29 protein-coding genes and 1 pseudogene are annotated in these 24,889 nt (G+C 61.7%); 11 read left to right on the top strand and 19 right to left on the bottom strand.

Going from position 1 to position 24,889, the window contains the following annotated elements:
* Nucleotides 1–124 precede the first annotated feature (124 nt).
* The 5 genes from C6Y56_RS08100 to C6Y56_RS08080 all read left to right on the top strand — a co-directional run bounded on the left by C6Y56_RS08100 (nucleotide 125) and on the right by C6Y56_RS08080 (nucleotide 5,822).
* On the top strand, nucleotides 125–1,399 hold the full coding sequence (locus C6Y56_RS08100; protein ID WP_169429437.1) for a glycerate kinase type-2 family protein: 1,275 nt from the start codon (nucleotides 125–127) through the stop codon (nucleotides 1,397–1,399).
* Nucleotides 1,396–2,811, top strand: coding sequence for a pyruvate kinase (gene pyk, locus C6Y56_RS08095; protein ID WP_169429436.1), 1,416 nt, complete (start codon nucleotides 1,396–1,398; stop codon nucleotides 2,809–2,811). Before C6Y56_RS08100 ends, pyk begins: the two co-directional genes overlap by 4 nt.
* Nucleotides 2,812–2,957: 146 nt before the next feature.
* The gene (locus C6Y56_RS08090; RefSeq protein ID WP_169429435.1) at nucleotides 2,958–3,872 is read left to right on the top strand and encodes an urea transporter; all 915 of its coding nucleotides are present in this window, start codon (nucleotides 2,958–2,960) and stop codon (nucleotides 3,870–3,872) included.
* A 21-nt stretch (nucleotides 3,873–3,893) separates the two neighbouring features.
* Nucleotides 3,894–4,718: an ion transporter gene (locus C6Y56_RS08085; RefSeq protein WP_064378643.1), complete on the top strand. Its 825-nt coding sequence runs from the start codon at nucleotides 3,894–3,896 to the stop codon at nucleotides 4,716–4,718.
* 105 nt (nucleotides 4,719–4,823) lie between these two features.
* On the top strand, nucleotides 4,824–5,822 hold the full coding sequence (locus C6Y56_RS08080) for a sulfate ABC transporter substrate-binding protein (RefSeq protein WP_169429434.1): 999 nt from the start codon (nucleotides 4,824–4,826) through the stop codon (nucleotides 5,820–5,822).
* A 55-nt stretch (nucleotides 5,823–5,877) separates the two neighbouring features.
* Here the strand turns inward: C6Y56_RS08080 and C6Y56_RS08075 are convergent, their stop codons facing one another.
* On the bottom strand, nucleotides 5,878–6,498 hold the full coding sequence (locus C6Y56_RS08075; RefSeq protein WP_169429433.1) for a DUF5666 domain-containing protein: 621 nt from the start codon (nucleotides 6,496–6,498) through the stop codon (nucleotides 5,878–5,880).
* 243 nt (nucleotides 6,499–6,741) lie between these two features.
* Here C6Y56_RS08075 and C6Y56_RS08070 point away from each other — a divergent pair, with 243 nt between their 5' ends.
* The gene (locus C6Y56_RS08070; RefSeq protein ID WP_169429432.1) at nucleotides 6,742–7,929 is read left to right on the top strand and encodes an MFS transporter; all 1,188 of its coding nucleotides are present in this window, start codon (nucleotides 6,742–6,744) and stop codon (nucleotides 7,927–7,929) included.
* Between the two features lie 48 nt (nucleotides 7,930–7,977).
* Here the strand turns inward: C6Y56_RS08070 and C6Y56_RS08065 are convergent, their stop codons facing one another.
* Complete coding sequence (locus C6Y56_RS08065) at nucleotides 7,978–8,382, bottom strand: type II toxin-antitoxin system HicB family antitoxin (RefSeq protein ID WP_085666700.1); 405 nt, start codon at nucleotides 8,380–8,382, stop codon at nucleotides 7,978–7,980.
* 102 nt (nucleotides 8,383–8,484) lie between these two features.
* Here C6Y56_RS08065 and C6Y56_RS29090 point away from each other — a divergent pair.
* The 3 genes and pseudogenes from C6Y56_RS29090 to C6Y56_RS08055 form a co-directional block, all read left to right on the top strand.
* Nucleotides 8,485–8,577: pseudogene (locus C6Y56_RS29090) on the top strand (LysR family transcriptional regulator); the annotation flags it as partial.
* An 84-nt stretch (nucleotides 8,578–8,661) separates the two neighbouring features.
* Complete coding sequence (locus C6Y56_RS08060; RefSeq protein ID WP_169429431.1) at nucleotides 8,662–9,129, top strand: helix-turn-helix domain-containing protein; 468 nt, start codon at nucleotides 8,662–8,664, stop codon at nucleotides 9,127–9,129.
* Nucleotides 9,126–9,701 carry a PIN domain-containing protein gene (locus tag C6Y56_RS08055; protein ID WP_108560305.1) on the top strand — a complete coding sequence of 192 codons (576 nt, stop codon included), beginning with the start codon at nucleotides 9,126–9,128 and terminating at the stop codon, nucleotides 9,699–9,701. The genes C6Y56_RS08060 and C6Y56_RS08055 overlap by 4 nt, the downstream gene beginning before the upstream one ends.
* A gap of 50 nt (nucleotides 9,702–9,751) precedes the next feature.
* Here the strand turns inward: C6Y56_RS08055 and C6Y56_RS08050 are convergent, their stop codons facing one another.
* From C6Y56_RS08050 to ccmA, 10 genes are all read right to left on the bottom strand, one after another.
* Nucleotides 9,752–10,159 (bottom strand): hypothetical protein, encoded by a 408-nt coding sequence (locus C6Y56_RS08050; protein ID WP_169429430.1) that lies wholly within the window; start codon nucleotides 10,157–10,159, stop codon nucleotides 9,752–9,754.
* 25 nt (nucleotides 10,160–10,184) lie between these two features.
* The gene (gene ccmI / locus C6Y56_RS08045; protein ID WP_169429429.1) at nucleotides 10,185–11,384 is read right to left on the bottom strand and encodes a c-type cytochrome biogenesis protein CcmI; all 1,200 of its coding nucleotides are present in this window, start codon (nucleotides 11,382–11,384) and stop codon (nucleotides 10,185–10,187) included.
* Nucleotides 11,381–11,851, bottom strand: coding sequence for a cytochrome c-type biogenesis protein (locus C6Y56_RS08040; protein WP_169429428.1), 471 nt, complete (start codon nucleotides 11,849–11,851; stop codon nucleotides 11,381–11,383). The genes ccmI and C6Y56_RS08040 overlap by 4 nt, the downstream gene beginning before the upstream one ends.
* Nucleotides 11,848–12,384 carry a DsbE family thiol:disulfide interchange protein gene (locus tag C6Y56_RS08035; protein ID WP_011333088.1) on the bottom strand — a complete coding sequence of 179 codons (537 nt, stop codon included), beginning with the start codon at nucleotides 12,382–12,384 and terminating at the stop codon, nucleotides 11,848–11,850. The genes C6Y56_RS08040 and C6Y56_RS08035 overlap by 4 nt, the downstream gene beginning before the upstream one ends.
* The gene (locus C6Y56_RS08030) at nucleotides 12,381–14,369 is read right to left on the bottom strand and encodes a heme lyase CcmF/NrfE family subunit (protein WP_169429427.1); all 1,989 of its coding nucleotides are present in this window, start codon (nucleotides 14,367–14,369) and stop codon (nucleotides 12,381–12,383) included. Before C6Y56_RS08030 ends, C6Y56_RS08035 begins: the two co-directional genes overlap by 4 nt.
* Nucleotides 14,370–14,372: 3 nt before the next feature.
* Nucleotides 14,373–14,828, bottom strand: a complete 456-nt coding sequence (ccmE, locus tag C6Y56_RS08025) for a cytochrome c maturation protein CcmE (RefSeq protein WP_085699419.1) — start codon at nucleotides 14,826–14,828, stop codon at nucleotides 14,373–14,375.
* The gene (ccmD, locus tag C6Y56_RS08020) at nucleotides 14,825–15,001 is read right to left on the bottom strand and encodes a heme exporter protein CcmD (protein WP_011333085.1); all 177 of its coding nucleotides are present in this window, start codon (nucleotides 14,999–15,001) and stop codon (nucleotides 14,825–14,827) included. The genes ccmE and ccmD overlap by 4 nt, the downstream gene beginning before the upstream one ends.
* Entirely contained in the window at nucleotides 14,998–15,753 is a 756-nt protein-coding gene (locus C6Y56_RS08015; protein WP_085733725.1) for a heme ABC transporter permease, read from the bottom strand. The genes ccmD and C6Y56_RS08015 overlap by 4 nt, the downstream gene beginning before the upstream one ends.
* 78 nt (nucleotides 15,754–15,831) lie before the next feature.
* Complete coding sequence (gene ccmB / locus C6Y56_RS08010; protein WP_085710502.1) at nucleotides 15,832–16,500, bottom strand: heme exporter protein CcmB; 669 nt, start codon at nucleotides 16,498–16,500, stop codon at nucleotides 15,832–15,834.
* On the bottom strand, nucleotides 16,497–17,132 hold the full coding sequence (gene ccmA, locus C6Y56_RS08005) for a cytochrome c biogenesis heme-transporting ATPase CcmA (protein WP_169429426.1): 636 nt from the start codon (nucleotides 17,130–17,132) through the stop codon (nucleotides 16,497–16,499). Before ccmA ends, ccmB begins: the two co-directional genes overlap by 4 nt.
* 197 nt (nucleotides 17,133–17,329) lie before the next feature.
* On the opposite strand from ccmA, the gene C6Y56_RS08000 reads away from it, so the two are divergent.
* Together C6Y56_RS08000 and C6Y56_RS07995 are read left to right on the top strand one after the other, a co-directional pair.
* Nucleotides 17,330–18,904 (top strand): flagellar hook-length control protein FliK, encoded by a 1,575-nt coding sequence (locus C6Y56_RS08000; protein ID WP_169429425.1) that lies wholly within the window; start codon nucleotides 17,330–17,332, stop codon nucleotides 18,902–18,904.
* Nucleotides 18,901–19,230, top strand: coding sequence for an EscU/YscU/HrcU family type III secretion system export apparatus switch protein (locus C6Y56_RS07995; RefSeq protein ID WP_169429424.1), 330 nt, complete (start codon nucleotides 18,901–18,903; stop codon nucleotides 19,228–19,230). The genes C6Y56_RS08000 and C6Y56_RS07995 overlap by 4 nt, the downstream gene beginning before the upstream one ends.
* Nucleotides 19,231–19,353: 123 nt before the next feature.
* On the opposite strand, the gene C6Y56_RS07990 is transcribed toward C6Y56_RS07995, so the two are convergent.
* The 7 genes from C6Y56_RS07990 to C6Y56_RS07960 form a co-directional block, all read right to left on the bottom strand.
* A complete protein-coding gene (locus C6Y56_RS07990) occupies nucleotides 19,354–19,746 on the bottom strand; it encodes a DUF2802 domain-containing protein (protein ID WP_169429423.1) in 393 nt (130 codons plus the stop codon).
* Entirely contained in the window at nucleotides 19,747–20,232 is a 486-nt protein-coding gene (locus C6Y56_RS07985; RefSeq protein ID WP_007959223.1) for a chemotaxis protein CheW, read from the bottom strand. It lies immediately after the preceding gene.
* 85 nt (nucleotides 20,233–20,317) lie between these two features.
* Nucleotides 20,318–21,271, bottom strand: a complete 954-nt coding sequence (locus tag C6Y56_RS07980; protein ID WP_169429422.1) for a CheW domain-containing protein — start codon at nucleotides 21,269–21,271, stop codon at nucleotides 20,318–20,320.
* 2 nt (nucleotides 21,272–21,273) lie between these two features.
* Nucleotides 21,274–22,062: a ParA family protein gene (locus tag C6Y56_RS07975; RefSeq protein ID WP_007959220.1), complete on the bottom strand. Its 789-nt coding sequence runs from the start codon at nucleotides 22,060–22,062 to the stop codon at nucleotides 21,274–21,276.
* 43 nt (nucleotides 22,063–22,105) lie between these two features.
* On the bottom strand, nucleotides 22,106–22,996 hold the full coding sequence (gene motD, locus C6Y56_RS07970; RefSeq protein ID WP_085710492.1) for a flagellar motor protein MotD: 891 nt from the start codon (nucleotides 22,994–22,996) through the stop codon (nucleotides 22,106–22,108).
* A gap of 12 nt (nucleotides 22,997–23,008) precedes the next feature.
* The gene (locus C6Y56_RS07965) at nucleotides 23,009–23,749 is read right to left on the bottom strand and encodes a flagellar motor protein (RefSeq protein WP_169429421.1); all 741 of its coding nucleotides are present in this window, start codon (nucleotides 23,747–23,749) and stop codon (nucleotides 23,009–23,011) included.
* Complete coding sequence (locus C6Y56_RS07960; protein ID WP_169429420.1) at nucleotides 23,749–24,885, bottom strand: protein-glutamate methylesterase/protein-glutamine glutaminase; 1,137 nt, start codon at nucleotides 24,883–24,885, stop codon at nucleotides 23,749–23,751. Before C6Y56_RS07960 ends, C6Y56_RS07965 begins: the two co-directional genes overlap by 1 nt.
* Nucleotides 24,886–24,889: the final 4 nt, after the last annotated feature.

Below are 24,889 nucleotides of genomic sequence, written 5' to 3'. Positions count from 1 at the left end.
AGCCTGCTGGCGATGGAATCGACGCGGAGTGTCTGCCAGACCTCAGCGCCTGAATCGCTAGCAGGCTAGCTCCCACAGGGTTCCGAGTTGCCCTTTCGAATAACAAGAATTCCGGGAGCCCGCCATGTCGGTCGATCCGCAACAACTGCTGCGCGAGCTGTTTGCCACAGCCATCGACGCGGCCCATCCGAACCAGGTCCTCGAAGCGCATCTGCCGGCCGATCGCACAGGTCGCGTGATCGTCATCGGCGCCGGCAAGGCCGCCGCCGCCATGGCGCAAGTGGTCGAGCGCTGCTGGGAAGGTGAAGTCTCGGGCCTGGTGGTGACCCGCTACGGTCACGGCGCCCCGTGCGAAAAAATCGAAGTGGTCGAAGCCGCGCACCCGGTGCCGGACGCTGCCGGCCTGGCCGTGGCAAAACGCGTGCTGGAACTGGTCAGCAACCTGACCGAAGAAGACCGCGTGATTTTCCTGTTGTCCGGCGGCGGTTCTGCCCTGCTGGCGCTGCCGGCCGAAGGCATCACCTTGGCCGACAAACAGTCGATCAACAAAGCCCTGCTCAAATCCGGCGCGACCATCGGCGAGATGAACTGCGTGCGCAAGCACCTCTCGGCGATCAAAGGCGGACGCCTGGGCAAGGCCTGCTGGCCCGCCACTGTTTATACCTACGCGATTTCCGATGTGCCGGGCGATCTCGCCACGGTCATCGCCTCCGGCCCGACCGTGGCCGACCCGAGCACCAGCGCCGAAGCGCTGGCGATCATCAAGCGCTACGGCATCGAGATTCCGGTCTCCGTGCGCAGCTGGCTGCAAAGCCCGGAATCGGAAACCGTCAAACCCGGCGATCCGAGCCTGGCCCGCAGTCACTTCCAGTTGATCGCCCGCCCTCAGCAATCGCTGGATGCGGCGGCGGTGAAATGCCGTCAGGCCGGTTTCAGCACGCTGATCCTCGGCGACCTGGAAGGCGAATCCCGCGAAGTGGCGAAAGTCCACGCCGGCATCGCGCGCCAGATCATTCATCACGGCCAGCCGCTGGCGGCACCGTGCGTGATTCTCTCCGGCGGCGAAACCACGGTGACCGTACGCGGCAACGGCCGTGGCGGACGCAACGCCGAATTCCTCCTCAGCCTCACCGACAACCTCAAGGGCCAGCCCGGCGTCTACGCCCTGGCCGGTGACACCGACGGCATCGACGGCTCGGAAGACAACGCCGGCGCGATCATGACCCCGGACAGCTATGCCCGCGCCGCCGCCCTGGGCCTGAGCGCCAGCGACGAGCTGGATAACAACAACGGTTACGGCTACTTCGCGGCGCTCGATGCGCTGATCGTCACCGAGCCGACCCGCACCAACGTCAACGACTTCCGCGCCATCCTGATCCTCGAGAGCTCTAAATCATGACGCCTGATAAAAAGGTCAAAATCCTCGCCACCCTCGGGCCTGCCGTCGACGGCATCGAAGACATCCGCGAGCTGGTCGAGGCCGGGGTCAATATCTTCCGCCTCAACTTCAGCCACGGCGATCACGCCGACCACGCCAAGCGCTATCAGTGGATCCGCGAAGTCGAGCGCCAGCTCAACTATCCGCTCGGGATCCTGATGGACCTGCAAGGGCCGAAACTGCGGGTCGGCAAGTTCGCTGACGGCAAGGTTCAGCTGCATCGCGGTCAGGCCTTCCGCCTCGATCTGGATGCGACACCGGGCGACGAACGCCGGGTGAACCTGCCGCACCCGGAGATCATCGCGGCGCTTGAAGCCGGGATGGATCTGCTGCTCGATGACGGCAAACTGCGACTGCGCGTCGTCACCAAATACTCCGATGCGATCGACGCCACCGTGCTCAATGGCGGCGAGCTGTCGGATCGCAAAGGTGTGAACGTGCCGCAAGCGGTACTCGACCTGAGTCCGCTGACCACCAAGGATCGCCGCGACCTGAGCTTCGGTCTGGAACTGGGTGTGGACTGGGTCGCGCTGTCGTTCGTACAGCGTCCGCAAGACATCCTCGAGGCCCGCGAGCTGATCGGCGACAAGGCGTTCCTGATGGCGAAAATCGAGAAGCCGTCGGCCGTCGAGCAACTGCGCGAGATCGCCGAACTGAGCGACGCGATCATGGTGGCTCGCGGTGACCTGGGCGTGGAAGTGCCGGCCGAGAGCGTGCCGCAGATCCAGAAAAACATCATCACCACCTGCCGCCAGCTCGGCAAACCGGTGGTGGTGGCGACGCAGATGCTCGAGTCGATGCGTTTCTCCCCGGCGCCGACCCGCGCCGAAGTCACCGACGTGGCCAACGCCGTGGCCGAAGGTGCCGACGCGGTGATGCTGTCAGCCGAAACCGCGTCCGGCGAGTACCCGCTGGAAGCCGTGCAGATGATGAGCAAGATCATCCGCCAGGTGGAGAACGGTCCGGATTACCAGACCCAACTCGACGTCAGCCGGCCGAAAGCCGAAGCGACCGTGTCCGATGCAATCAGCTGTGCAATACGTCGGATCAGCAACGTGTTGCCGGTGGCGGTGCTGGTCAACTACAGCGAGTCCGGTGCATCGAGTCTGCGTGCGGCGCGGGAGCGGCCGAAAGCGCCGATCCTCAACCTGACGCCGAACCTGCAGACCGCACGCCGCTTGAGCGTGGCGTGGGGCATTCATTCGGTGGTCAATGATCGCCTGCGTCAGGTGGATGAAGTGTGTTCGACCGCGCTGGAAATCGCCCAGGCGCAAGGCATGGCCGAGCGTGGCGACACGCTGCTGATCACTGCGGGGGTGCCGTTCGGGCAGCCTGGATCGACTAACTCGCTGCGTATCGAAACGTTGATTTAGCGCCTGTACCGGCCTCTTCGCGAGCAGGCTCGCTCCCACAGTTGATTTGTGTGCATCACAAACTCAATGACTGAACAAAGATTCAATGTGGGAGCCAGCCTGCTGGCGAAGCAGGCAACTCGGTTTCACTGACTTTCAGAACTGCCATGCCTGCCAATCATTTCAACACCCACTGCCCCGACTGGGCCGAGGCTTTGCTCAACGGCTTCAGTCAAATCTTCCTCCAGCGTCATCCGCTGTGTGGCCTGCTGTGCCTTTTGGCCATTTTATTCACCGCGCCGGTGCTGTTCGCCGGCGCGCTGCTGGGCGCGGTCGCCGGATTGCTCACCGCGCAACGGCGCAACTACGCCAAGGCGGATCGCCAGGCCGGACTGTTCAGCTACAACGGCGTGCTGGTCGGTCTGTTGCTGAGCCTGTATTTCCCCTGGTCGCCGATGCTGCCGCCGCTGATTCTGGCAGCCGGTGGTCTGAGCGCGATGATCACGCAGCAGTGGCTCAAACGCGCACGCCTCACCGAGTACCTGCCCGCCTACACCGCGCCTTTTGTGTTGCTGAGCTGGGTGTTCCTGTGTTTCGCCGAAGCTTCGACGCCTGCTCCGGCGCTTGAGCTGAACACCGTGAACCTGCTCGGTGCTGCCCTGAAAGGCTTCGGTCAGGTGATGTTCCTCGACCATCCGTTGGCCGGTGGATTGATCGCCGCCGGTTTGCTGATCGCCGATCGCCGGGCCTTTGCCTGGGCGCTGCTGGCTTCGGCGATTGGCCTGGGTTCCAGCCTGTCGCACCACGACAGCCAGGTCGCGCTGCTGGGTCTGGGGGGTTACAACGCAGTCCTCGCCGCCCTCGCCTTCAGCGCCCGGCGCCAACAACCGTGGCTGCCGCTGTTCGGCATCGGCCTGGCGCTGCTGCTGACGCCGCTGTTCAGTGCCTTGGGGCTGGCGACCCTCACGGCGCCGTTCATTCTCGCTTGCTGGCTGCTGCGCAGCGGCATTCGCCTGATGCACCAACCCGAGTTGAACGCGGCGCCTTGCGCTGACGGGGAGAATCAACCTAGGCTGCGCTGATCTTTGATTCAGGCGTGATCCATGGACAGTAACAAGCACTGGCGTGAACAGCTTTACGTCATGATTTTCCAGAGCGACACCCCCGCCGGGCGACGTTTCGACGGCATTCTGCTGCTGATCATTCTGGCCAGCCTGGTGATCGTGATGCTCGACAGCATCGACAGCGTTCACCGCAATTACGCCGATGTGCTGGCGTATATCGAGTGGGGGTTCACCATCATCTTTGCCGGCGAGTACATCCTGCGTCTGTACTGCTCGCCCAAACCGCTGCGCTACGCCTTCAGTTTTTATGGACTGGTGGATCTGCTGGCGATCGTGCCGGGTATCCTGGCGCTGTACTACAGCGATGCGCAGTACTTGCTGATTATCCGGATCATTCGGATGCTGCGGATTTTCCGCGTCCTCAAACTCAGTCCCTACCTCAAGCAAGCCAACTACCTGATGTCGGCGCTGCGCGGCAGCAAGCAGAAGATCGTGGTGTTTCTGGTGAGCGTCTGCACACTCGTAACGGTCTTCGGCACGTTGATGTACGTGATCGAAGGCCCGGAACACGGATTTACCAGCATTCCCAAGGGCATCTATTGGGCTATCGTGACCCTGACTACCGTCGGCTTCGGTGACATCGTGCCGAAGACGCCGTTGGGCCAGGTGATTTCGTCGCTGGTGATGATCACCGGTTACTCGATCATCGCGGTGCCCACCGGGATCTTCACCGCTGAACTGGCCAATGCGATGCGGGGTGAACAGTTGCAACACGACTGCCCGGTTTGCCAGAAAAAGAGCCATGAAAGCAGCGCCGCTTTCTGTTCGCGATGCGGCAATCCGTTATTTAAGAAAATGGAATAAGCAAAGTTCTTTTTAATCTTTAAACGACTATGCGTGCCCCGCTATAGTCGCTGGCAAATGGCCTCATCTTTGTAAAAAAACACCCCACAGAACAAGGAATGCGCAGTGAAAAAACTCTTTGGCGCCTCACTTCTCGCCGCTGGTCTGGCCTTCGGTAGCGTGGCTCAAGCCGCACCGACCCTGCTTAACGTTTCCTACGACGTGATGCGCGATTTCTACAAGGACTACAACACTGCCTTCCAGAAACACTGGCAGGCCGAACACAACGAAAACATCACCGTACAGATGTCCTTCGGCGGTTCGAGCAAACAGGCGCGCTCGGTGATCGACGGCCTGCCGGCTGACGTCATCACCATGAACATGGCCACCGATATCAACGCCCTGGCGGACAACGGCCAACTGGTACCGAAGGATTGGGTCACCCGTCTGCCGAACAACAGTGCGCCATTCACCTCGGCCACCGTGTTCATCGTGCGCAAAGGCAACCCGAAAGCCCTGAAAGACTGGCCGGACCTGCTCAAGGACGGCGTGCAAGTGATCGTGCCGAACCCGAAAACCTCGGGCAACGGCCGCTATACCTACCTGTCGGCCTGGGGCTATGTGCTGAAGAATGGCGGTGATGAAAACAAGGCCAAGGCCTTCGTCGGCAAACTGTTCAAGCAAGCGCCGGTGCTCGATACCGGTGGCCGTGCCGCCACCACCACCTTCATGACCAACCAGATCGGCGACGTGCTGGTGACCTTCGAGAACGAAGCCGAAATGATCGCCCGCGAGTTCGGCCGCGACCAGTTCGAAGTCATCTACCCGAGCGTCTCCGCCGAAGCCGAGCCACCGGTGTCTGTGGTCGACAAAGTGGTCGAGAAGAAAGGCTCCCGCGCCGCTGCCGAGGAATACCTGAAGTACCTGTGGTCGCCGGAAGGTCAGGAAATCGCCGCCGCCAACTACCTGCGTCCACGTGACCCGGCGGTACTGGCCAAGTACACCGACCGCTTCCCGAAAGTCGACTTCCTGTCGGTCGAGAAAACCTTCGGCGACTGGCGCACCGTGCAGAAGACCCACTTCAACGACGGCGGGATCTTCGACCAGATCTACAATGGCCAGTAAGGCGTGAGCTGAAATGAAAAAGGCGACCTCGAGAGGTCGCCTTTTTTGTGAGCGGCTACATGGGCGGCTTGACGCCATCCTTGCCCGCCGAGATCGATTGCGCGGTCAGCGTGCCGTCCGCGCTCTGGGTCACGAAGGTGACGATCTTCACGCCAACCTTGAGCAGGCTGCGATCGCCGGGCGTCAGGTTGACGATCGGCACATCCTCCGGCACCAGGATCTTCTGCTGGCCGCCCTTGTAATTGACGGTCAGCACCCGGCCGTTACTCACCACCAGATCGCCGACGCTGCCGTTGGTCATGCTGCTGCCCTTGGCCAGGTCGAACGGCCGATGACCGTCGCCGCTGCCGGCCAGCTCCGGCGGGAACACGTGAACCTCCAGCGCCTTGAGCGTGCCATCTTCCTGGGGAATGGCGGCTGAACCGATGTAGCTGCCGGGCTTGATGTCTTCGATGTTGGCCAGGGTGACGGCGCGGACTTTGGTGTCCGGGGTCAACTGGACGACCACGTTTTCACCGCTGTTGACGTGAACCTTGAGCGAGTCGGGGCTGACCCCGGTGATTTCGCCGCGCACGCCCATGCGCATGCCCGGAGCTTCGCCGGCGTAGACGCTGCCGGCACCCAGTACGCCGATCATTACAAGAGTCGTGGTGTGGCGAAGCAGCTGTCGAAACATCGCAATCCTCCGGTTGTTTGCAGGTGGAAATCCAATGACAACATAAGCACGCTATCGAACAAGATGTAAGTGAATGTATCATCGGCCCTCCCCGGTCGGACGCAAGGTTCGCCGATGGACGACACTTCACCGGCTGCCATCTATTCCGCAACGGAATGACTGATATCGATCCAAGGCTTCTACCGCCGGCCCGGTTCGTCCCTTAGCCTCACCGCATTCCTTTTCGCTGGATCGAGAAACCCTATGACCGCCACAACTCACGCAATGACCCGAGGCATGGTGCTGCTGTTCGCTTTCTGCTGCGGCGCCATCGTTGCCAACATCTACTACGCTCAGCCAATCATCGGCCTGATTGCGCCGGACATCGGCCTCACCGACACCATGGCCAGCTTCATCGTGTCGCTGACCCAGATCGGCTATGCGCTGGGCCTGTTCTTCCTGGTGCCGCTGGCGGACCTGCTGGAAAACCGCCGCTTGATGATCATCACCACGGTGGTGGCGATTGCCAGTCTGTTGGGGGCGGCGTTTACCGATCAGCCCAATGTGTTCCTGCTGATTTCGCTGCTGGTGGGCTTCAGCTCGGTGTCGGTGCAGATCCTGATTCCGCTGGCGGCGCATCTGGCGCCCGAGGAATCCCGTGGCCGGGTGGTCGGCGGCATCATGGGCGGTTTGCTGCTGGGGATTCTGCTGGCGCGGCCAGTGTCGAGCGTGGTCGCCGACCATCTCGGCTGGCGGGCGATGTTCATGATCGCGGCGGGGTTGATGGCGGCGATCAGCATCGTGCTGGCCCTGACCGTGCCCAAGCGCCAACCTGATCACAGTGCTTCCTACGGCCAGTTGATCGGCTCGCTGTGGACGCTGCTGCGCCAGCAACCGGTGCTGCGTCAGCGGGCGTTCTACCAGGCCTGCATGTTCGCCACCTTCAGCCTGTTCTGGACCGCCGTGCCGCTGGAACTGGCGCGCAACCATGGCCTGTCCCAGAGTGAAATCGCGATCTTCGCCCTGGTCGGTGCCATCGGTGCCATCGCCGCCCCGATCAGCGGACGCCTGGCCGACGCCGGCCACACCCGCATCGCCTCGCTGCTGGCCATGCTGTTCGCCAGCCTGAGCTTCCTGCCGGCCTTCATCCACCCGGCCTACAGCGTGATCGGCCTGGCCGTGACCGGCGTGGTGCTCGACTTCTGCGTGCAGATGAACATGGTGCTGGGCCAGCGCGCGGTCTACTCCCTCGACGCCAAAAGCCGCGGCCGACTCAATGCGCTGTACATGACCAGCATCTTTGTCGGTGGCGCCTTCGGCTCGTCGGTGGCCAGCGCGGTGTACGAACATGGCGGCTGGTTGTGGATCGTGATTGTCGGCAGCGCCTTCCCGCTGCTGGCGCTGGTGCGGTTTTTGAGTGTTTCGCAAAAGGCTGCTTTGGCGACTGCCTGAAATCTGAAAAAAGCACTGTCGGATCACTGATCCGACAGTGCTCGATGCTCAATGCCGAACCAGTTTTTCCATGGCGGCATCTGCCAGAAAGGAAGAGCGGCTTTTGACGTTGTGTTCACGCACGTAGCGGTCGATCCGCTGGATGACATAGCCGGGCAACGTCACGTTCACCTTCTCGGTCTTGCCCATGTATGGCGAGATGTCCAGCTCGAGCATGCCCCAGCCCATGTCGGCAAATTCCGGATTGTTGCGATGGGTCGCCGCCGAGGTCGGCATCGGAATCGAATCACCATCCGCCGCGATTTCCTGCAGCATGATGTGGGCAATCTCGACGGCTGCGTTGTAGGCATCCTCAAACGTATCACCGGCGGTTACCGCGCCGGGAATATCGGGGATCTGAATACCGATGGCGGTGTTCTCGTCACCCCATTCGATGCAGATTGGGTATTGCATTGTGAAATTGCCTCGCCCATTAAAGTAACTCTAGAGATACCTTTAGTAGCCTGCGGAAGGTTGTGACGCAACGTTGGTTGTTTTGCAGGATGTTTTGACTACCTGTCGGCGGTGTTTCCGACGGGCAGGCTGGCCAGCGTCAAGGCGCGGGCGTTTGTCGAATATGTGCAGGGGTTGATGGCGGAAAAGCCATAAACCCCCTACTCGTTTCGTTTATTGCGATTTTCGCTTATTTCGAATAACGTTCCGGCATTCCTCATTTCCAAAGCCGGACTCGCCATGTCGACCGTTATTCATCCCTCCATCAGCCTCCCCGTAGAATGCGAAATAAAAGCCGCCATTGAAGGGCAGCGTGCCCTGGCCGCTTACCTTGCGACCCATTTCGAGACCCAGCACATTCAGATTTTCGACGAGCAGAATGAAGCTCATCGCGTTGAACTGCCCACCTCGGCCCTGCGTCTGCTGATCGAGATTCTGGCGGAGCTGGCAGCCGGTAACGCGGTTCAGGTCGTACCGGTGCATGCCGAATTGACGACCCAGGAAGCCGCCGACCTGCTCAACGTCTCACGTCCACACCTCATAAAACTGCTGGAAAGCGGCGAGTTGTCCTACCACAAAACAGGCAAGCACCGACGTGTGCGTTTTGCCGATCTGATGGACTATAAGACCCGGCGCACCAGCGCCAGCGAGCAGGCAATGGCGCTTCTCGCAGAGCAAGCTCAGGCGTTAAGGACAGGATACGAGTGAGGCATTCCTCTTTCACCGCTTTATATGATGCATGCGTCTTGTACCCCGCCCCCTTGAGAGACTTCCTCATGTGGCTTGCCCTCTCGGGGCGATTTCGGGCGCGATGGACCCAGGAGATTCACTGCGAATGGAAACGCAATCTGCTGAAGAACCGCCCTGACCTGACGATGGAACAGCTGGATCGTACGTCCGGCCTGATGGATCAAGCGATACCCGACGCCTGTGTCCATGACTATGAAGACCTGATTGCCGGACTCAGCTTGCCCGACTGCGATGATCGTCATGTTCTGGCAGCGGCCATCCGTTGCGGCGCAAGCGTGATAGTGACGTTCAACCAGAAAGACTTTCCCTGCAAAGCGCTGGAGCCTTTCGGCATCGAAGCGCAGCATCCGGACGAGTTCGTCGACAACCTCTTGGGGCTTGATGCGGCAGCAGTGGTTGCAGCGGCCCAAAAACAGCGTCGGCAGCTGAAAATGCCTGCCATGGACGTCGAACCCTTTCTTGATCTACTGCAACGACAAGGCCTGATTAAATCGGTCCAGGCACTCAGCAGTTATCACGCGATCCTTTAAAAACTCATCACCCCAGACAGCAAAACGGCGATCCTGAGATCGCCGTTTTTTTACTCCCCGAACTGCTTGCCCAGTCCCGCCGGTACGCCGTGGATGTTGGTGTCCTCCCACGGTCCGTTGGGGCTGATCGAGCGGCTCCAGCCGTTGTTCCAGCGGTAGTAGGTGCGCTGGCGGTAGAAGGTGTTGGTCTGGTCATCCAGCACGTACACGCCCAGTTTCTGATCCCAGTGGCTGTTGCCGCCCGGTGGCGGGGCGAAGCTTGCTGAGGTGCGTGGGGCGGGTTTCGATGGTTTGGCCGGAATGCCCGGTTTGCCCGGCGTCGGACTGGTCGATGGCGTCGGGCTGGGTTGTGACGGCGGAATCGGCGGCAGCCTTGTGGTTGGCTCCGGTCGTTGCACCGCACATGCGCTCAAGCCCAGGGCCAGTGTGAGGACTGTGATTCGGGCGATGGCGTTCATGGCGGTGCTTTCCTGTTGGTTCCGGCTATTTGTCCGGGCTGTCGATGGTCAGTTTTTGCGGCGCGGTGGTGCTGCTGGCCAGAGGCCCGCTGCGACCGACCCACTCACCGGCGGTCGGTTGACCGGCTCGGGAGATGCGCGCAACCAGTTGGACTTCGGGGAAGTTCGACAGTTTCAATTGCGGCATCATTGCGTCGGCATCACTCAGCTCGACGGTGACCGGCAGGTCCGCGACAGTCAGACGCTTGGCCGCCAACGGCGCTGGAGGGCCGGAAACGGCACGGGCGAAGATGAACACGCTGTCGCCCGGTTGCACCTTTCCTTTCAGTTCGCTGGCCAGATCGACGCTGACCTTGAGCCGTGCGGTTTTCACGGCCGGTGCCTGAGCCACCTTGCCGCCGCTGGCTTCAAGTTTCTCGGTCGCTCGCGCGATACCGCCCTGCAGAGCTTCGCGGGACTTGTCATTCGCTGGCAGTTGCTCCAGCAGACGATTCCAGTAATCGATGGCTTGCTGATAGCGCTCGCCTTCGAACGCGGCGATCCCCAGCAGGCCGAGGCTGGTGACTTCTTTCGGATCAGCCTTCAATGCTTCGTCGGTCAGGGCTTGAATCTTGTCCGACCACTTCTTGCCATCGGCGAAGTACTGCGCCTGCGCCCACTGGCCGAGCAGTTCCGGTTGACGGCCGGCCAGGTTGGCGGCGCGTTCGAACATCTTCGCCGCGTCCGCCGGACGATCCTGAGCCATATAGGTACGGCCGAGAAAATACAGGCCTTCGGCTGAATCCGGTTGCGCGGCGACTGCGCGCTCCAGCCGTTGGGTCATCTCTTCCATGGATTGTGGTGCCTGGGCGAACTCGCGGGTCAGTTCGACTTTGTCAGCGGCACCGAAATGCATGTACAAACCAAGGCCCAGCACCGGCACGAGTACGGCTGCCAGCAGCGGCAGCGGTTTGCCCAGTTTCGAAACCCGCGCCGGCGCCGCACCTTCGGTGTCGGCCAGCAACTCACGGGCCGCTTCGGCACGGCCGCTGTCCATTTGCGCAGCGTCGAGCACGCCTTCAGCCTGCTGCGATTGCAGTTCGGCGACGCGCTCCTGATACAGGGCGACGTTGAGGGCGGTTCTATCCTCTTCACGCTGGGCGCGACGTTCACGCAGGACGGGGATCAACAGAAAACTCAGGGCGACCAGAAGCAACAGCCCTGCGGCAAGCCAGAAATCAATCATTCTTGGGTTTTATCCAACAGTTGGTCGAGGCGCTGACGTTCTTCAGGGGACAGCGATTGCGGCGTCTCGGCGCGTTGCCCGCGACGGCGGCGGACGATCACGGCGATGACGACAAAACCGCCGAGCAACAACCCGGCCGGGCCAAACCACAGCAGCGCAGTCTTGGCATTGAGCGCCGGTTTGTAGCGAACGAAATCACCGTAGCGGTCGACCATGAAGTCGATGATCTGCTGATTGTCCTTGCCCTCGCCGAGCATGCGGAAAATCTCTTTGCGCAGGTCGGCGGCAATCGGCGCGTTGGAGTCGGCGATGTCCTGGTTCTGGCACTTGGGGCAGCGCAGTTCCTTGGTCAGTTCGCGGAAACGCTCGCGATCGCCTTCTTTGGCAAACTCGTAGGTGTCGATGGCGGCATGGGCCACACCGGCCAGACTCAAACCCAGCACCATGGCAGCTAAAAAGCGCTTCATGGCTTGGCCTCGTCGACCAGCGCCTGATACTTGGCCGCCAGTTTTTCGCGCCAGACCTGCTCGTCGATCACGCCAACGTACTTGTCGCGAATGATGCCCTTGGCGTCGATGAAGAAGGTTTCCGGCGCGCCGTAGACACCGAGATTCAGGCCCAGGGAGCCTTCGTCGTCACGGATGTCCAGTTGATACGGATTGTGGAATTCGGCCAGCCACTTCAACGCATCGGCGTTGGTGTCCTTGTAGTTGATGCCGTAGATCACCACGCCGCGCTCGGCGAGTTTGTTCAGCACCGGGTGCTCGACCCGGCAGGAAATGCACCAGGTGCCCCAGACGTTGACCAGTGCCGGTTTGCCGAGGATGTCGGCCTTGGTCAGGGTCTTGTCGCCCTGCACCGCCGGCAGGGAAAACTCCGGGAACGGTTTGCCGATCATCGCCGACGGCAGTTCCGCCGGATCCAGGTACAGACCGCGATAAAGAAATACCGCCACCAGCAGGAAAATCGCCAGTGGCACCAGCATCAACCAACGTCTCATGCAGCGGCTCCTTCCATGCCCAGCGCTTCACGCACACGGGCTTTGACCTTGACCCGGTAACGCCGGTCCAGCGCCGCCAGTATCCCGCCCAGACCGGTCAGCAGACCGCCGAACCAGATCCAGCGTACAAACGGTTTCACATGCACCCGCACCGCCCAGGCGCCGTCGCCCAGTGGTTCACCCAGCGCGACGTAGAGGTCACGGGTGAAACCGGCGTCGATCCCGGCTTCGGTCATCATCGAACTCTGCACGGTGTACAGGCGTTTTTCCGGGTGCAACACACTGATTTCGCGGCCATCGCGGATCACCCGGATGGTGCCCTTGTCGGAAGTGAAGTTCGGGCCTTCGAAGTGTTTGGCACCTTCGAACACAAACTGATAACCGGCCAGTTCCATTGACTCGCCCGGTGCCAGACGCAGGTCGCGCTCGGCACTGTTCTGGCTCGACAACACAACGCCCAGCGCACACACGGCGATACCGAGGTGGGCGAGCTGCATGCCCCAGTAGCTCCGGGTCAGGGTCGGCAGACCTTTGATCAGGCCCTTGTGGCGCGTCTTGTCGAAGATGTCGCGCACGCCGGCCAGCAACACCCAGGCCGCCAGCAGGAAGGTCGCCAGCACCGCCCAGTTGAAATCACCGTAGGCAACACCGGCCACCACCGCCAGCGCGACGCTGCCCAGCAGCACCGGAGTGAGCATGCTGACCAGCCATTTAACCGGCGTATCTTTCCAGCGCACGATCACACCGACCGCCATCACCACCATCAGCAGCGCCATCAACGGAATGAACAACGCGTTGAAATACGGCGGGCCGACCGACAGCTTGGCGCCGCTGATCGCATCGAGAATCAGCGGATACAGCGTGCCGAGCAGGATCATCGACGCGGCCACCACCAGCACCAGGTTGTTGCCCAGCAGCAGGGTTTCCCGCGACCACAGGTTGAAACCGACCTGGCTCTTGACCACCGGGGCGCGCAGGGCAAACAGCGTCAGCGAACCGCCGACCACGAACAGCAGGAAGATCAGGATGAACACACCGCGCTCAGGATCCGAGGCAAACGCATGCACCGACGTCAGCACGCCGGAACGTACGAGGAAGGTACCGAGCAGGCTCAGGGAGAAGGCGGCAATCGCCAGCAACACCGTCCAGCTCTTGAACACGCCACGTTTCTCGGTGACCGCCAGCGAGTGGATCAGCGCCGTACCCACCAGCCACGGCATGAAGGAGGCGTTTTCCACCGGGTCCCAGAACCACCAGCCGCCCCAGCCGAGTTCGTAGTAGGCCCACCACGAACCGAGGGTGATGCCGATGCCGAGGAAGGCCCACGCGACGATGGTCCACGGACGCGACCAGCGTGCCCACGCCGCATCGAGGCGACCGCCGAGCAATGCGGCGATGGCGAACGCAAACGCCACCGAGAAACCGACATAGCCCATGTACAGCATCGGCGGATGCACGATCAGACCGATGTCCTGCAGCAGCGGATTGAGGTCACGTCCGTCGGCCGGGATCTGCGGCAGGATCCGCGAAAACGGGTTAGACGTCAGGATCAGGAACAGCAGGAAACCGGTGCTGATCATGCCCATCACCGCCAGCACGCGGGCGAGCATCACTTGCGGCAGTTGCCGGGAGAACACCGACACCGCGAACGTCCAGCCACCCAGGATCAACGCCCACAGCAGCAGCGACCCTTCGTGGGCGCCCCACACGGCGCTGAACTTGTAGTACCACGGCAGCGCGCTGTTGGAGTTCATCGCGACGTAAGCCACGGAGAAGTCGTCGGTCATGAACGCGTAGGTCAAGACGCCAAAGGCGAACAGCAGGAACGCGAACTGTCCCCATGCCGCTGGCTGGGCAAGGCCCATCCACAGACGATCGCCGCGCCAGGCACCGAGCAACGGCACCACCGCCTGCACCAGCGCGAAACACAGCGCCAGAATCATCGCCAGATGGCCAAGCTCGGGAATAAAAATCGTTGAAGTCATCGATCAACCCTCCTTCGCTGGGGTTGGCGCGGATTGACCGCTGTCCTTCAGGGCCTTGGTCACTTCCGGCGGCATGTATTTCTCGTCGTGCTTGGCCAGCACTTCATCGGCCACTACGACGCCGTCGGCGTTGAGCTTGCCGAGAGCAACAATGCCCTGCCCTTCGCGGAACAGGTCCGGCAGGATTCCACGGTAGGTGATGGTCACGGACTTGTTGAAGTCAGTGACCACAAATTTCACGTCCAGGGAATCCGGTGAGCGTTGCAGCGAACCTTTCTCGACCATGCCGCCGGCGCGGATGCGCGTGTCCTGCGGCGCTTCGCCGTTGGCGATCTGGGTCGGGGTGTAAAACAGGTTGATGTTCTGCTGCAGGGCGCTCAGGGCCAAGCCGACGGCAGCGCCGACCCCGACCAGAATTGCCAGAATGATGATCAGACGCTTTTTGCGCAGCGGATTCACTTGCCGTTCTCCCGGCGCAGACGACGCGCCTCTTGTTGCAGATAACGCTTGCGGGCCGCGATTGGCGCCGCCACGTTGAGGATCAGTACCGCCAGACAGATGCCGTAGGCCGACCAGACGTACAGGCCGTGATGGCCCATGGCGAGGAAATCGCCGAATGACGCGAAACTCATCGAGCGGCCTCCAGGCTGTTCTGCACTTCTTCTTTCACCCAACTGGCGCGGGCTTCGCGCTTGAGCACTTCAAGGCGCATGCGCAGCAACAGCACGGCGCCGAAGAAACAGTAGAAACCCAGCACCGTCAGCAGCAGCGGCAGCCACATTTCGGCAGGCATCGCCGGTTTTTCGGTGAGGGTGAAAGTCGCGCCCTGGTGCAGGGTGTTCCACCACTCCACCGAGTATTTGATGATCGGGATGTTGATCACGCCGACGATGGCCAGCACCGCGCAGGCCTTGGCGGCGCTGTCGCGATTGCTGATGGCGTTGCCCAGGGCGATCACGCCGAAGTACAGAAACAGTAGAATCAGCATCGAGGTCAGCCGCGCGTCCCAGACCCACCACGAACCCCAGGTCGGCTTGCCCCAGATCGCCCCGGTGACCAGCGCCACGGCGGTCATCCACGCACCGATCGGAGCAGCGCATTGCAGGGCGACGTCGGCCAGTTTCATCTTCCACACCAGCCCGACCACACCGCACACCGCCAGCATCACGTAGATCGACTGAGCGAGCATCGCGGCGGGAACGTGGATGTAGATGATGCGAAAGCTGTTGCCTTGCTGATAGTCCGGCGGCGCGAAGGCCAGGCCCCAGACGACGCCGACAGCGATCAGCAGCAACGCTGCGATGCTCAGCCACGGCAGGAACTTGCTGCTGATGCCGTAGAACCACTTGGGCGAGCCGAGCTTGTGAAACCAGGTCCAGTTCATACTGTTTCCATCACGGGTGCCGCTCATCGGTGCGAGCAGTCTCAGGGTCTTTGCTGGTTAAATTTTAACCAGACCTCATTATTCGCCGACGCTGATCTTCAGGCCAGCCGCTATTGCAAAGGGTGTCAGGGTTATTGCCAGGGCGGTCAGGCTGCCAAGCCACAACAGATAACCCGTCGCCGGCATGCCCTGCAACGCCGCCTGCAAGGCGCCACTGCCGAGGATCAACACCGGGATGTACAACGGCAGAATCAACAGCGCCAGCAACAGGCCACCGCGTTTCAGACCGACCGTCAGCGCCGCGCCTACCGCGCCGAGCAAGCTCAGCACCGGTGTACCCAGCAGCAACGAAAGCAGCAATACCGGCAGACACGCAGCCGGCAACCCGAGCATCAACGCCAGTAACGGCGAGAGCAAAACCAGTGCCAGCCCGGAAAAAAGCCAGTGTGCCAGCACCTTGGCCAACACCAGAAGTGGCAGGGGGTGCGGCGAAAGGACCCACTGTTCAAGGGATCCGTCTTCGAAATCACTGCGGAAAAGCCCGTCCAGCGAGAGCAGGACCGACAAAAGCGCCGCCACCCAGACTAACCCCGGGGACAAGTTTTGCAATACTTGAGTTTCCGGTCCGACGGCCAGCGGGAACAGCGCGATGACGATGGCGAAGAAAATCAGCGGATTGGCCAGCTCCGCCGGGCGGCGGAACAGCAGTCGGGACTCACGGGCAACCAACAGGCCGAACACACTCATACTGCCCAGTTCCCCAGATCGATGTCGCGATAACCGGCCGGCATCCGGCTCAGCGTGTGGTGAGTGGTCAGCACCACCAGGCCGCCCTGCTCGCAGTGTCTGGCCAGATGCTCTTCGAGCTGCGCCACGCCCTGTTTGTCCAGCGCGGTGAAGGGTTCATCGAGGATCCACAGCGGCGGACTGTCCAGATACAAGCGCGCCAGCGCCACGCGGCGCTGCTGACCGGCGGACAGGCTGTGACAGGGAACATCTTCGAACCCGCGCAATCCAACTGCCGCCAGCGCCTGCCAGATCGCCTCGCGTCCGGCGGGTTGATGCAGGGCGCAGAGCCAGGCGAGGTTTTCTTCCGGGGTGAGCAGGTCCTTGATCCCGGCAGCATGGCCGATCCAAAGCAGATTGCGCGCCAGTTCGCTGCGTTGTTCGGCCAGGGGTTGACCGTTGAGCAGCACCTGACCTTCGGTCGGTTGCATCAGGCCGGACAGCAAACGCAGCAGGCTGGTCTTGCCGCTGCCGTTGGGACCGCTGATCTGCACCATATCGCCACTGGCCAGTCTCAATTCGAGATTCTCGAAGAGCAGTCTGAGATCACGCTCACAGGCGAGGCCGACGGTTTGCAGGACAGGGCTGGTCAAGGGTTCACGGGCCTTATACGGTTCAAGTCGGCTCTGGGGCGGCCGTTAAAGAGTTGCAGCATAAATGCAATGACGGCTCAATCCAGAGAGCTGCGTCAAACAATTGCTATGTTTTTTGAACGAACGGAAGGACGGGCGGCATTATACATGGCGTCCCCTGCTCTCCCGAGTGCATTTTCCTCAGGTTGTGTCCGCGTATGACAGGCGAAATGAACATCCTCCCGCTCCCGCCCACCGCCCCGGCGACGGCTCGCCCGCAGGTGGGCGAGCTGCTGAAGTTGCTGACGCCGGTCGACGGGCTGATTGCCGCCGGCCAGAGCGCCAAGGCCGAGGTGTTGTCGCTGAAGCCGGCGGACCAGGCCTTTCAGGTGCTGCTCAAGGTCACCCTCGACGGCGGCCGTCAGACTACCGTGCAGGCGACAAGTACCCTGCCGTTGCCACAAGGCACCAACCTCGCCGTCACCCAGCCGTCGGCAGGCAATCTGGCGATCACCGTGCAACAGGCCATCGCCACGGCTGTCGCTACCCTCACCCGCATCGATACCGCGCAATTGCCGGTCGGCACGCTGCTGCAAGGCAAGGTGCTGACGAATCAGGCCTTGGCGCAGGTACCGGGGCAGCCGACGGTGTTCCGTTCGACGGTCAGCCTGCTCAACACGGTGTTGAGCGGTAGCACCCTGAGCATCGACAGCCCTCAGCCATTACGCATCGGCACTCTGTTGTCGGCGCTGGTGCAGGATTCGCAGACCCTGAAATTCCTGCCGCTGAGCAATCGCCAGGAACAACTCGCGGTCAGTCAGCAACTGGTCAGCCAGCAAAGCCGTCAGGGTTCGTTGGATGGCTTGCTGAAAATGCTCCAGAGCCTGCCACCCACCGACGACCAGACCTCCAGTGATCTGCGTGCCGCAGTGGACCGGCTGCTGGCCAACCTGCCGGACGTCGGGCAACTGACCACCCCCAAAGGCCTGGCCCAGGCACTGCTCAACAGCGGCGCCTTTCTCGAAGCCAAATTGCTGGCCGGGCAAAGCCCGACGCTGGCCCCGGACATGAAAGCCGATCTGCTCAAGTTGATCGCCCAGCTCACCCCCGGCCTGCCCGGCAATACCAATCTGAATGCGATCATCGCAGCCAACACCCTGGCCCAGGCGCTGCCAAGCTTCGTGCGCAACGCCCTCGGCATGCTCGGTCAGGTCAGTGCGAAGCCGGTGCCGAGCAGCTTCCCGCTGCCCGACCGGCTGCTGCAAAGCCTGGAAGGTGAAGGCGATCTGGAACATTTGCTGCGCCTGGCCGCCGCCGCTGTCTCGCGCCTGCAAAGTCATCAACTGTCGAGTCTGGAACAGACCGGCGTGACCGACGACGGGCGGCTGCTCAGCACCTGGCAACTGGAAATCCCGATGCGCAACCTGCAGGACATCGTGCCGTTGCAGGTCAAGTTCCAGCGCGAAGAAGCGCCGCAGAAACAGGACGCCAACGAACAGCGCCGCGATGAGCGGGAACCGAAGCAGCAACTGTGGCGCGTCGACCTGGCGTTCGACATGGAACCGCTGGGGCCGATGCAGATTCAGGCACAACTGATCAGTGGCAGCCTCTCAAGCCAGTTGTGGGCCGAGCGGCCATATACTGCCAGCCTGATCGAAAGCAACCTGAGCACGCTGCGTCAGCGTCTGCTGGATTCGGGACTGAACGTCGGCGACCTTGACTGTCACCTCGGCACACCGCCGCAAGGCATCCAAACCCGTCTCGAACATCGCTGGGTCGACGAAACCGCATGAACGATTCCACCGCTCCACGCCAGGCCATCGCCCTCAAGTACGACGGCAGCCACGCCCCGACCCTCACCGCCAAGGGAGACGACGAGCTGGCGGAAGAAATCCTGCGGATCGCCCGCGACTGTGAAGTGCCGATCTACGAAAACGCCGAGCTGGTGAAGTTGCTGGCGCGAATGGAACTGGGCGACAGCATCCCGCAAGAGCTGTACCTGACGATTGCCGAGATCATCGCGTTTGCCTGGAACCTCAAGGGCAAGTTCCCGGCGGGACACAATCCGGATGCACCGATGATCGAGAAGGACGTCACCGAGCGCGGCGACGATTACTGAGGTTTTGAAGGCCCCTTCGCGAGCAAGCCCGCTCCCACATTCGACCGCGATCCTATTGAAGGAATGCAGTCGAATGCGGGAGCGGGCTTGCTCGCGAATAGGCCATTAGCCTCGACGCAATAATCAGTTCTTGTGCAGCTTGCGCATCAACTCCGCCTCAGCCTGGGTCAACCCGCAGGACTGAGTCAGCTCATCGACACTCGCGCCCATCCCGACCAGTTTCGCCGCCTGGGCGAACGACAGGCTCGACGGGTCGCGCTGTTCGAGTTGGGAAAGCTTGTCCGGAATCGGCCCGACGACCGCGCGCAGCTCGTGCAGGGCTTCACCCATGCGCACGTTGCCGTTCTGGTAATCGTCGACACGCTTGGCCAGGTCCTTGATGCGCTGATCACGCAGCGCATCACCCTGAGCCTGTTGCGCAGCGATGACCCGCTGCGCCTTGATGTACGCCAGAAACATTGCCAGCGTGCCTGCCCAGAACAGGAACAGGACAATGACCGCTACCTCGAGAATCAATCAGATGTTCTCCAGTTCCGACCACTCTTCTTCGCTCATCATCTTGTCCAGCTCGACCAGGATGAGCAACTCGTTGTTCTTGTTGCACACGCCCTGGATGAACTTGGCCGACTCTTCGTTACCGACGTTCGGTGCGGTCTCGATTTCCGACTGACGCAGGTAAACCACTTCAGCCACGCTGTCGACCATGATGCCAACAACCTGCTTGTCGGCTTCGATGATGACGATACGGGTGTTGTCGCTGATCTCGCCGCTCATCAGGCCGAAGCGCTGACGGGTATCGATCACCGTCACCACATTACCGCGCAGGTTGATGATGCCCAGCACGTAGCTCGGTGCACCCGGAACCGGAGCGATTTCGGTGTAGCGCAGGACTTCCTGAACGCGCATCACATTGATGCCGTAGGTTTCATTGTCCAGCTTGAAGGTCACCCATTGCAGGATCGGATCTTCGGAACCCTTTGCCGCCGTAGCCTTGTCGTTCATACCCTAGCCCCTCGAAAAACCGCGCCTGGCGGTGTGTGTTCTGTGCGCCGCCATGCGTATGCCGGTGCTGTCTGTTATGTAAGTGTCATGTCGGTTTGTGGTTCGGCTTACTGCCGGACATGTGCTTTGCCCCACCGCTGGCGATCAACTCGGCCAGAGCGGATACATCGAGCAAGGCGCACATGTGTTCAATCACCGTGCCCGCGAGCCATGGCCGCTGACCCCGGTGACTTCTCCATTTGATTTCATTCGGATCCAGACGCAACGAGCGGCTGACCTGATGCACCGCCAGCCCCCACTCGTAACCTTGTACCGAAATCACGTATTGCAGGCCCTGACGGAAGTCATCGCGATAGCGATCCGGCATGACCCAGCGTGCGGTGTCCAGCACCTTGAGGTTCCCGGCCTGGCTTGGCAGGATGCCGAGGAACCACTCCGGCTGACCGAACAGCGGCGTCAGCTCATGGCCGGCCAGCGAATAGATCGAACCCAGGCACACCAGTGGCACGGCCAGGGTCAGCCCGGCGACGTCAAACAGCAGGCATTCGAAAGCTTCCGAAGCCCAGGCCGGACGGCCGTCGGTTTCCACCGGTGGTGGCGTGTTGCTGGGCGGCAGATGCACTTCGACCAGCGGCGCAACCAGGGTCGGTTCGACCGGGGCTGGCGCAGGTGCTTCAGGCTCGGGCTCGGGCGCCGCCGGAACCGGAGGCGTTTGCAGAAGTCGGGTTTGCAGCAGCGGTGCCAGAGTCGAGACCACGCGCACCGGCTCAGGCTCTTTGATCAGTGTCGCAGGCGCTTTGGCTACCACAGCGGCAGGCGCTGCAACCGGGGCGACCGGCCGGGCAGCTTTTTGCGCATCCCGGGCCTGCTCTTCAAGCACGGCAGCCTGGAATTCATCGAGCGCCGCGGCGGTCTCGACCACCTCGACCGGCGCTTCGGTTTCCTGCGGGATCTCTTCCGTCACATCCTCCAGCAAGCTGTCCAGATAGGACTGCAAGGCCAGTTGCGGACGCGAAGTCAGTTTGATCGGCCGATTCATGCTCAAGCCACCTGCGGAACGAGTTGTTGCGCCAGCAGATGCTTGAGCAGCGCGCGGTAGGCCAGCACGCCACGGCTCTTGCCGTCGAACTGCGAAGGGGTGACACCGGCACGACTGGCGTCACGCAGACGGGTATCGACCGGGATATAACCCTGCCAGATCTCGTCGGGGAATTTGTCGCGCAGCACGCGCAAGGTGCCCATCGACGCCTGGGTGCGGCGATCGAACAGGGTCGGCACGATGCTGAACGGCAGCGCCTGTTTGCGCGAACGGTTGATCATCGCCAGGGTGTTGACCATGCGCTCCAGGCCTTTGACGGCCAGGTGTTCGGTCTGCACCGGGATCACCAGTTGCTGACTGGCGGCCAGGGCGTTGACCATCAGCACGCCGAGCAACGGCGGGCTGTCGATGATCGCGTAATCGAAGTCCTGCCACAGCTGCGCCAGACTCTTGGCGATCACCAGACCCAAACCACTCTGCCCTGGCGACTGACGCTCGAGGGTGGCCAGCGCGGTACTCGAAGGCAACAGGGAAATGCGCTCGTCGCTGGTCGACAGCAGCAACTGGCCCGGCAGGCCTTGCGGCACACTGCCTTTGTGCAGAAACAGGTCGTAGTTGCTGTGTTCCAGGCTGTCGGGGTCGTAACCGAAATAGCTGGTCATCGAGCCGTGCGGGTCGAGATCGACCACGACCACGCGTTTGCCCGCCTCTGCCAGCAAACCGGCTAAAGCGATGGAAGAAGTGGTTTTACCAACACCACCCTTTTGATTGGCGACTGCCCAGACTCTCATTCGGATTGTTCCTCCCGGCCGAGATGCTCGGCCGAGACATGGCTCAGCGTATTAATGCGGGCGACGGAGAATTGACGGCACTCTCGCGTCCCGGCGTCTTGACCGGGGTCGGTGCAGTTTGTGTGCCAGCACGCTTCAACGCGGCGTCCGGTGTTGCATTGGCGGTCCCGGTGCCCGTCAGGCTGCGGCGCACATCAAGATTGCGCGACACCACCAGTACCACGCGACGGTTCTTCGCCCGGCCTTCGGCGGTGGCGTTGTTGGCCACCGGCTGGAATTCGCCGTAACCCACCGAAGCCATGCGGCCAGGGTTGACGCCCTGCATGGCCAGCATGCGCACGATGCTCGCCGAGCGCGCTGACGACAGCTCCCAGTTGGTCGGGTACTGCGCCGTGCGGATCGGCTGGTCGTCGGTAAAGCCTTCGACGTGGATCGGGTTGTCGAACGGTTTGAGGATCGCTGCAACCTTGTCGATGATGTTGAACGCGATATCGCTCGGCATCGCATCGCCACTGCCGAACAACAGGCTGGAGTTGAGTTCGATCTCGACCCACAGCTCGTTGCCGCGCACGGTCATCTGGTTGCTCGCGATCAGGTCGCCGAACGCAGCGCTGATATCGTCGGCGATGCTTTTCAACGGATCACTGGCCCCCGCGATACCGGCATCGACCTGCTCGCTGTCCTTGACCAGCGGCTTGGCCGGGGTCACGGTCTTGGGGCGTTCTTCACCGATCGGGATCGGCTTGAGCGAGCGGTCGGAGTCGGTGAAGACCCCGATCAGTGCTTCGGAGATGACCTTGTACTTGCCTTCGTTGATCGACGAGATGGAGTACATCACCACGAAAAAGGCAAAGAGCAAGGTGATGAAGTCGGCGTAGGAAACCAGCCAACGTTCATGGTTTACGTGCTCTTCATGCTGGCGACGACGTGCCATGAGGTTAGTCCCTTAATCCATGAAGCCCTGAAGCTTCAACTCGATGGAGCGTGGGTTTTCACCTTCAGCGATCGACAAAATACCTTCCAGCAACATTTCGCGATAACGTGACTGCCGCAACGCGATTGACTTGAGCTTGGCGGCGACCGGCAACAGGATCAGGTTGGCACTGGCCACACCGTAGATCGTGGCGACGAATGCCACGGCGATGCCGTTGCCCAGTTGTGACGGATCGGCCAGGTTGCCCATCACGTGGATAAGGCCCATCACCGCACCGATGATACCGATGGTCGGCGCGTAGCCCCCCATGCTTTCAAAGACCTTGGCGGCCTCGATATCACGGGCTTCCTGGGTGTAGAAATCCACTTCGAGGATGCTGCGGATCGCTTCCGGCTCGGCGCCATCGACCAGCAGTTGCAGGCCTTTGCGCGAGTAGGCATCAGGCTCGGCATCCGCCACGCCTTCCAGGCCCAGCAGGCCTTCCTTGCGCGCCGTGAGGCTCCAGTTGACCACCCGATCGATGCCGCCGGCCAGATCCACACGGGGCGGGAAAAAGATCCAGGCCAGAATCTGCATGGCACGCTTGAACGCGCTCATCGGCGATTGCAGCAAGGCGGCACCGATGGTCCCGCCGAGCACGATCAGCGCTGCCGGGCCGTTGGCCAGTGCGCCCAGGTGACCGCCTTCAAGGAAATTGCCGCCGATGATCGCGACAAACGCCATGATGATCCCGATAAGGCTCAGAACATCCATCAGATACACGCCTCGACGATGTGCTTGCCGATATCGTCCAGACCGTATACCGCATCCGCGAGGTCAGCTTTGACGATCGCCATCGGCATGCCGTAGATCACGCAACTGGCTTCATCCTGAGCCCAGACGGTGCTGCCGCCCTGCTTGAGCAGACGGGCGCCTTCGCGACCGTCGGCGCCCATGCCGGTCAGCACGACCGCCAGAACTTTGTCGCTGTAGGATTTCGCTGCGGAACCGAAAGTGATGTCCACGCAAGGCTTGTAGTTCAGACGCTCGTCGCCCGGCAGGATTTTCACCGCGCCACGGCCGTCGATCATCATCTGCTTGCCACCCGGAGCCAGCAGCGCCAGGCCCGGACGCAGGATGTCGCCATCCTCGGCTTCCTTGACGCTGATGCGGCACAGCTTGTCCAGACGCTCGGCAAAGGCCTTGGTGAAGGCTGCCGGCATGTGCTGGATCAACACGATCGGTGCCGGGAAGTTGGCCGGCAACTGGGTCAGAACCCGCTGCAGTGCGACCGGGCCGCCGGTCGATGTACCAATCGCCACGAGCTTGTAGTTTTTGCGTTTCGGGGCCGGCGACGAAGCGCTGGCCGCTGGCGCGCGAGTCGGTGCAGGCGCAGGTGCCGGACGGGCCGGTGCGCTGCTGTGACTGCTGAAGCTCGACGGCGCGGGAGCCGCCGGTGCAGGCGTCGGTGCAGCGGCAGGCGCCGGCGCACTGTAGGCACTGAAACGACGGTTGCTGCGCGAGATGCTGTGAACCTTCTCGCACAGCAGTTGCTTGACCTTCTCCGGATTGCGGGAGATGTCTTCGAAATTCTTCGGCAGGAAATCCACCGCGCCGGCGTCCAGCGCATCCAGGGTGACCCGGGCGCCTTCGTGCGTCAGCGAGGAGAACATCAACACCGGCGTCGGGCAGCGCTGCATGATGTGCCGCACGGCCGTGATGCCATCCATCATCGGCATCTCGTAGTCCATGGTGATCACGTCCGGCTTGAGGGCCAGGGCCTGATCGATCGCCTCTTTACCGTTGGTTGCCGTACCGACAACCTGGATGCTCGGATCCGCTGAAAGAATTTCCGAGACGCGGCGGCGGAAAAAACCCGAATCGTCCACCACCAGGACTTTGACTGCCATAAAC

This window comes from Pseudomonas fluorescens (assembly GCF_012974785.1).
GTDB lineage: Bacteria > Pseudomonadota > Gammaproteobacteria > Pseudomonadales > Pseudomonadaceae > Aquipseudomonas > Aquipseudomonas fluorescens_BT.
This window is presented reverse-complemented; position numbering and strand designations above follow the sequence as displayed.

Coding starts and splice junctions, on each gene's coding strand:
- C6Y56_RS08100 (WP_169429437.1), top strand. CDS start 125: ATGTCGGTCGATCCGCAACAACTGCTGCGCGAGCTGTTTGCCACAGCC.
- pyk (WP_169429436.1), top strand. CDS start 1,396: ATGACGCCTGATAAAAAGGTCAAAATCCTCGCCACCCTCGGGCCTGCC.
- C6Y56_RS08090 (WP_169429435.1), top strand. CDS start 2,958: ATGCCTGCCAATCATTTCAACACCCACTGCCCCGACTGGGCCGAGGCT.
- C6Y56_RS08085 (WP_064378643.1), top strand. CDS start 3,894: ATGGACAGTAACAAGCACTGGCGTGAACAGCTTTACGTCATGATTTTC.
- C6Y56_RS08075 (WP_169429433.1), bottom strand. CDS start 6,498: ATGTTTCGACAGCTGCTTCGCCACACCACGACTCTTGTAATGATCGGC.
- C6Y56_RS08070 (WP_169429432.1), top strand. CDS start 6,742: ATGACCGCCACAACTCACGCAATGACCCGAGGCATGGTGCTGCTGTTC.
- C6Y56_RS08065 (WP_085666700.1), bottom strand. CDS start 8,382: ATGCAATACCCAATCTGCATCGAATGGGGTGACGAGAACACCGCCATC.
- C6Y56_RS08060 (WP_169429431.1), top strand. CDS start 8,662: ATGTCGACCGTTATTCATCCCTCCATCAGCCTCCCCGTAGAATGCGAA.
- C6Y56_RS08050 (WP_169429430.1), bottom strand. CDS start 10,159: ATGAACGCCATCGCCCGAATCACAGTCCTCACACTGGCCCTGGGCTTG.
- ccmI (WP_169429429.1), bottom strand. CDS start 11,384: ATGATTGATTTCTGGCTTGCCGCAGGGCTGTTGCTTCTGGTCGCCCTG.
- C6Y56_RS08040 (WP_169429428.1), bottom strand. CDS start 11,851: ATGAAGCGCTTTTTAGCTGCCATGGTGCTGGGTTTGAGTCTGGCCGGT.
- C6Y56_RS08035 (WP_011333088.1), bottom strand. CDS start 12,384: ATGAGACGTTGGTTGATGCTGGTGCCACTGGCGATTTTCCTGCTGGTG.
- C6Y56_RS08030 (WP_169429427.1), bottom strand. CDS start 14,369: ATGACTTCAACGATTTTTATTCCCGAGCTTGGCCATCTGGCGATGATT.
- ccmD (WP_011333085.1), bottom strand. CDS start 15,001: ATGAGTTTCGCGTCATTCGGCGATTTCCTCGCCATGGGCCATCACGGC.
- C6Y56_RS08015 (WP_085733725.1), bottom strand. CDS start 15,753: ATGAACTGGACCTGGTTTCACAAGCTCGGCTCGCCCAAGTGGTTCTAC.
- ccmB (WP_085710502.1), bottom strand. CDS start 16,500: ATGAGTGTGTTCGGCCTGTTGGTTGCCCGTGAGTCCCGACTGCTGTTC.
- C6Y56_RS08000 (WP_169429425.1), top strand. CDS start 17,330: ATGACAGGCGAAATGAACATCCTCCCGCTCCCGCCCACCGCCCCGGCG.
- C6Y56_RS07995 (WP_169429424.1), top strand. CDS start 18,901: ATGAACGATTCCACCGCTCCACGCCAGGCCATCGCCCTCAAGTACGAC.
- C6Y56_RS07985 (WP_007959223.1), bottom strand. CDS start 20,232: ATGAACGACAAGGCTACGGCGGCAAAGGGTTCCGAAGATCCGATCCTG.
- C6Y56_RS07980 (WP_169429422.1), bottom strand. CDS start 21,271: ATGAATCGGCCGATCAAACTGACTTCGCGTCCGCAACTGGCCTTGCAG.
- C6Y56_RS07975 (WP_007959220.1), bottom strand. CDS start 22,062: ATGAGAGTCTGGGCAGTCGCCAATCAAAAGGGTGGTGTTGGTAAAACC.
- motD (WP_085710492.1), bottom strand. CDS start 22,996: ATGGCACGTCGTCGCCAGCATGAAGAGCACGTAAACCATGAACGTTGG.
- C6Y56_RS07965 (WP_169429421.1), bottom strand. CDS start 23,749: ATGGATGTTCTGAGCCTTATCGGGATCATCATGGCGTTTGTCGCGATC.
- C6Y56_RS07960 (WP_169429420.1), bottom strand. CDS start 24,885: ATGGCAGTCAAAGTCCTGGTGGTGGACGATTCGGGTTTTTTCCGCCGC.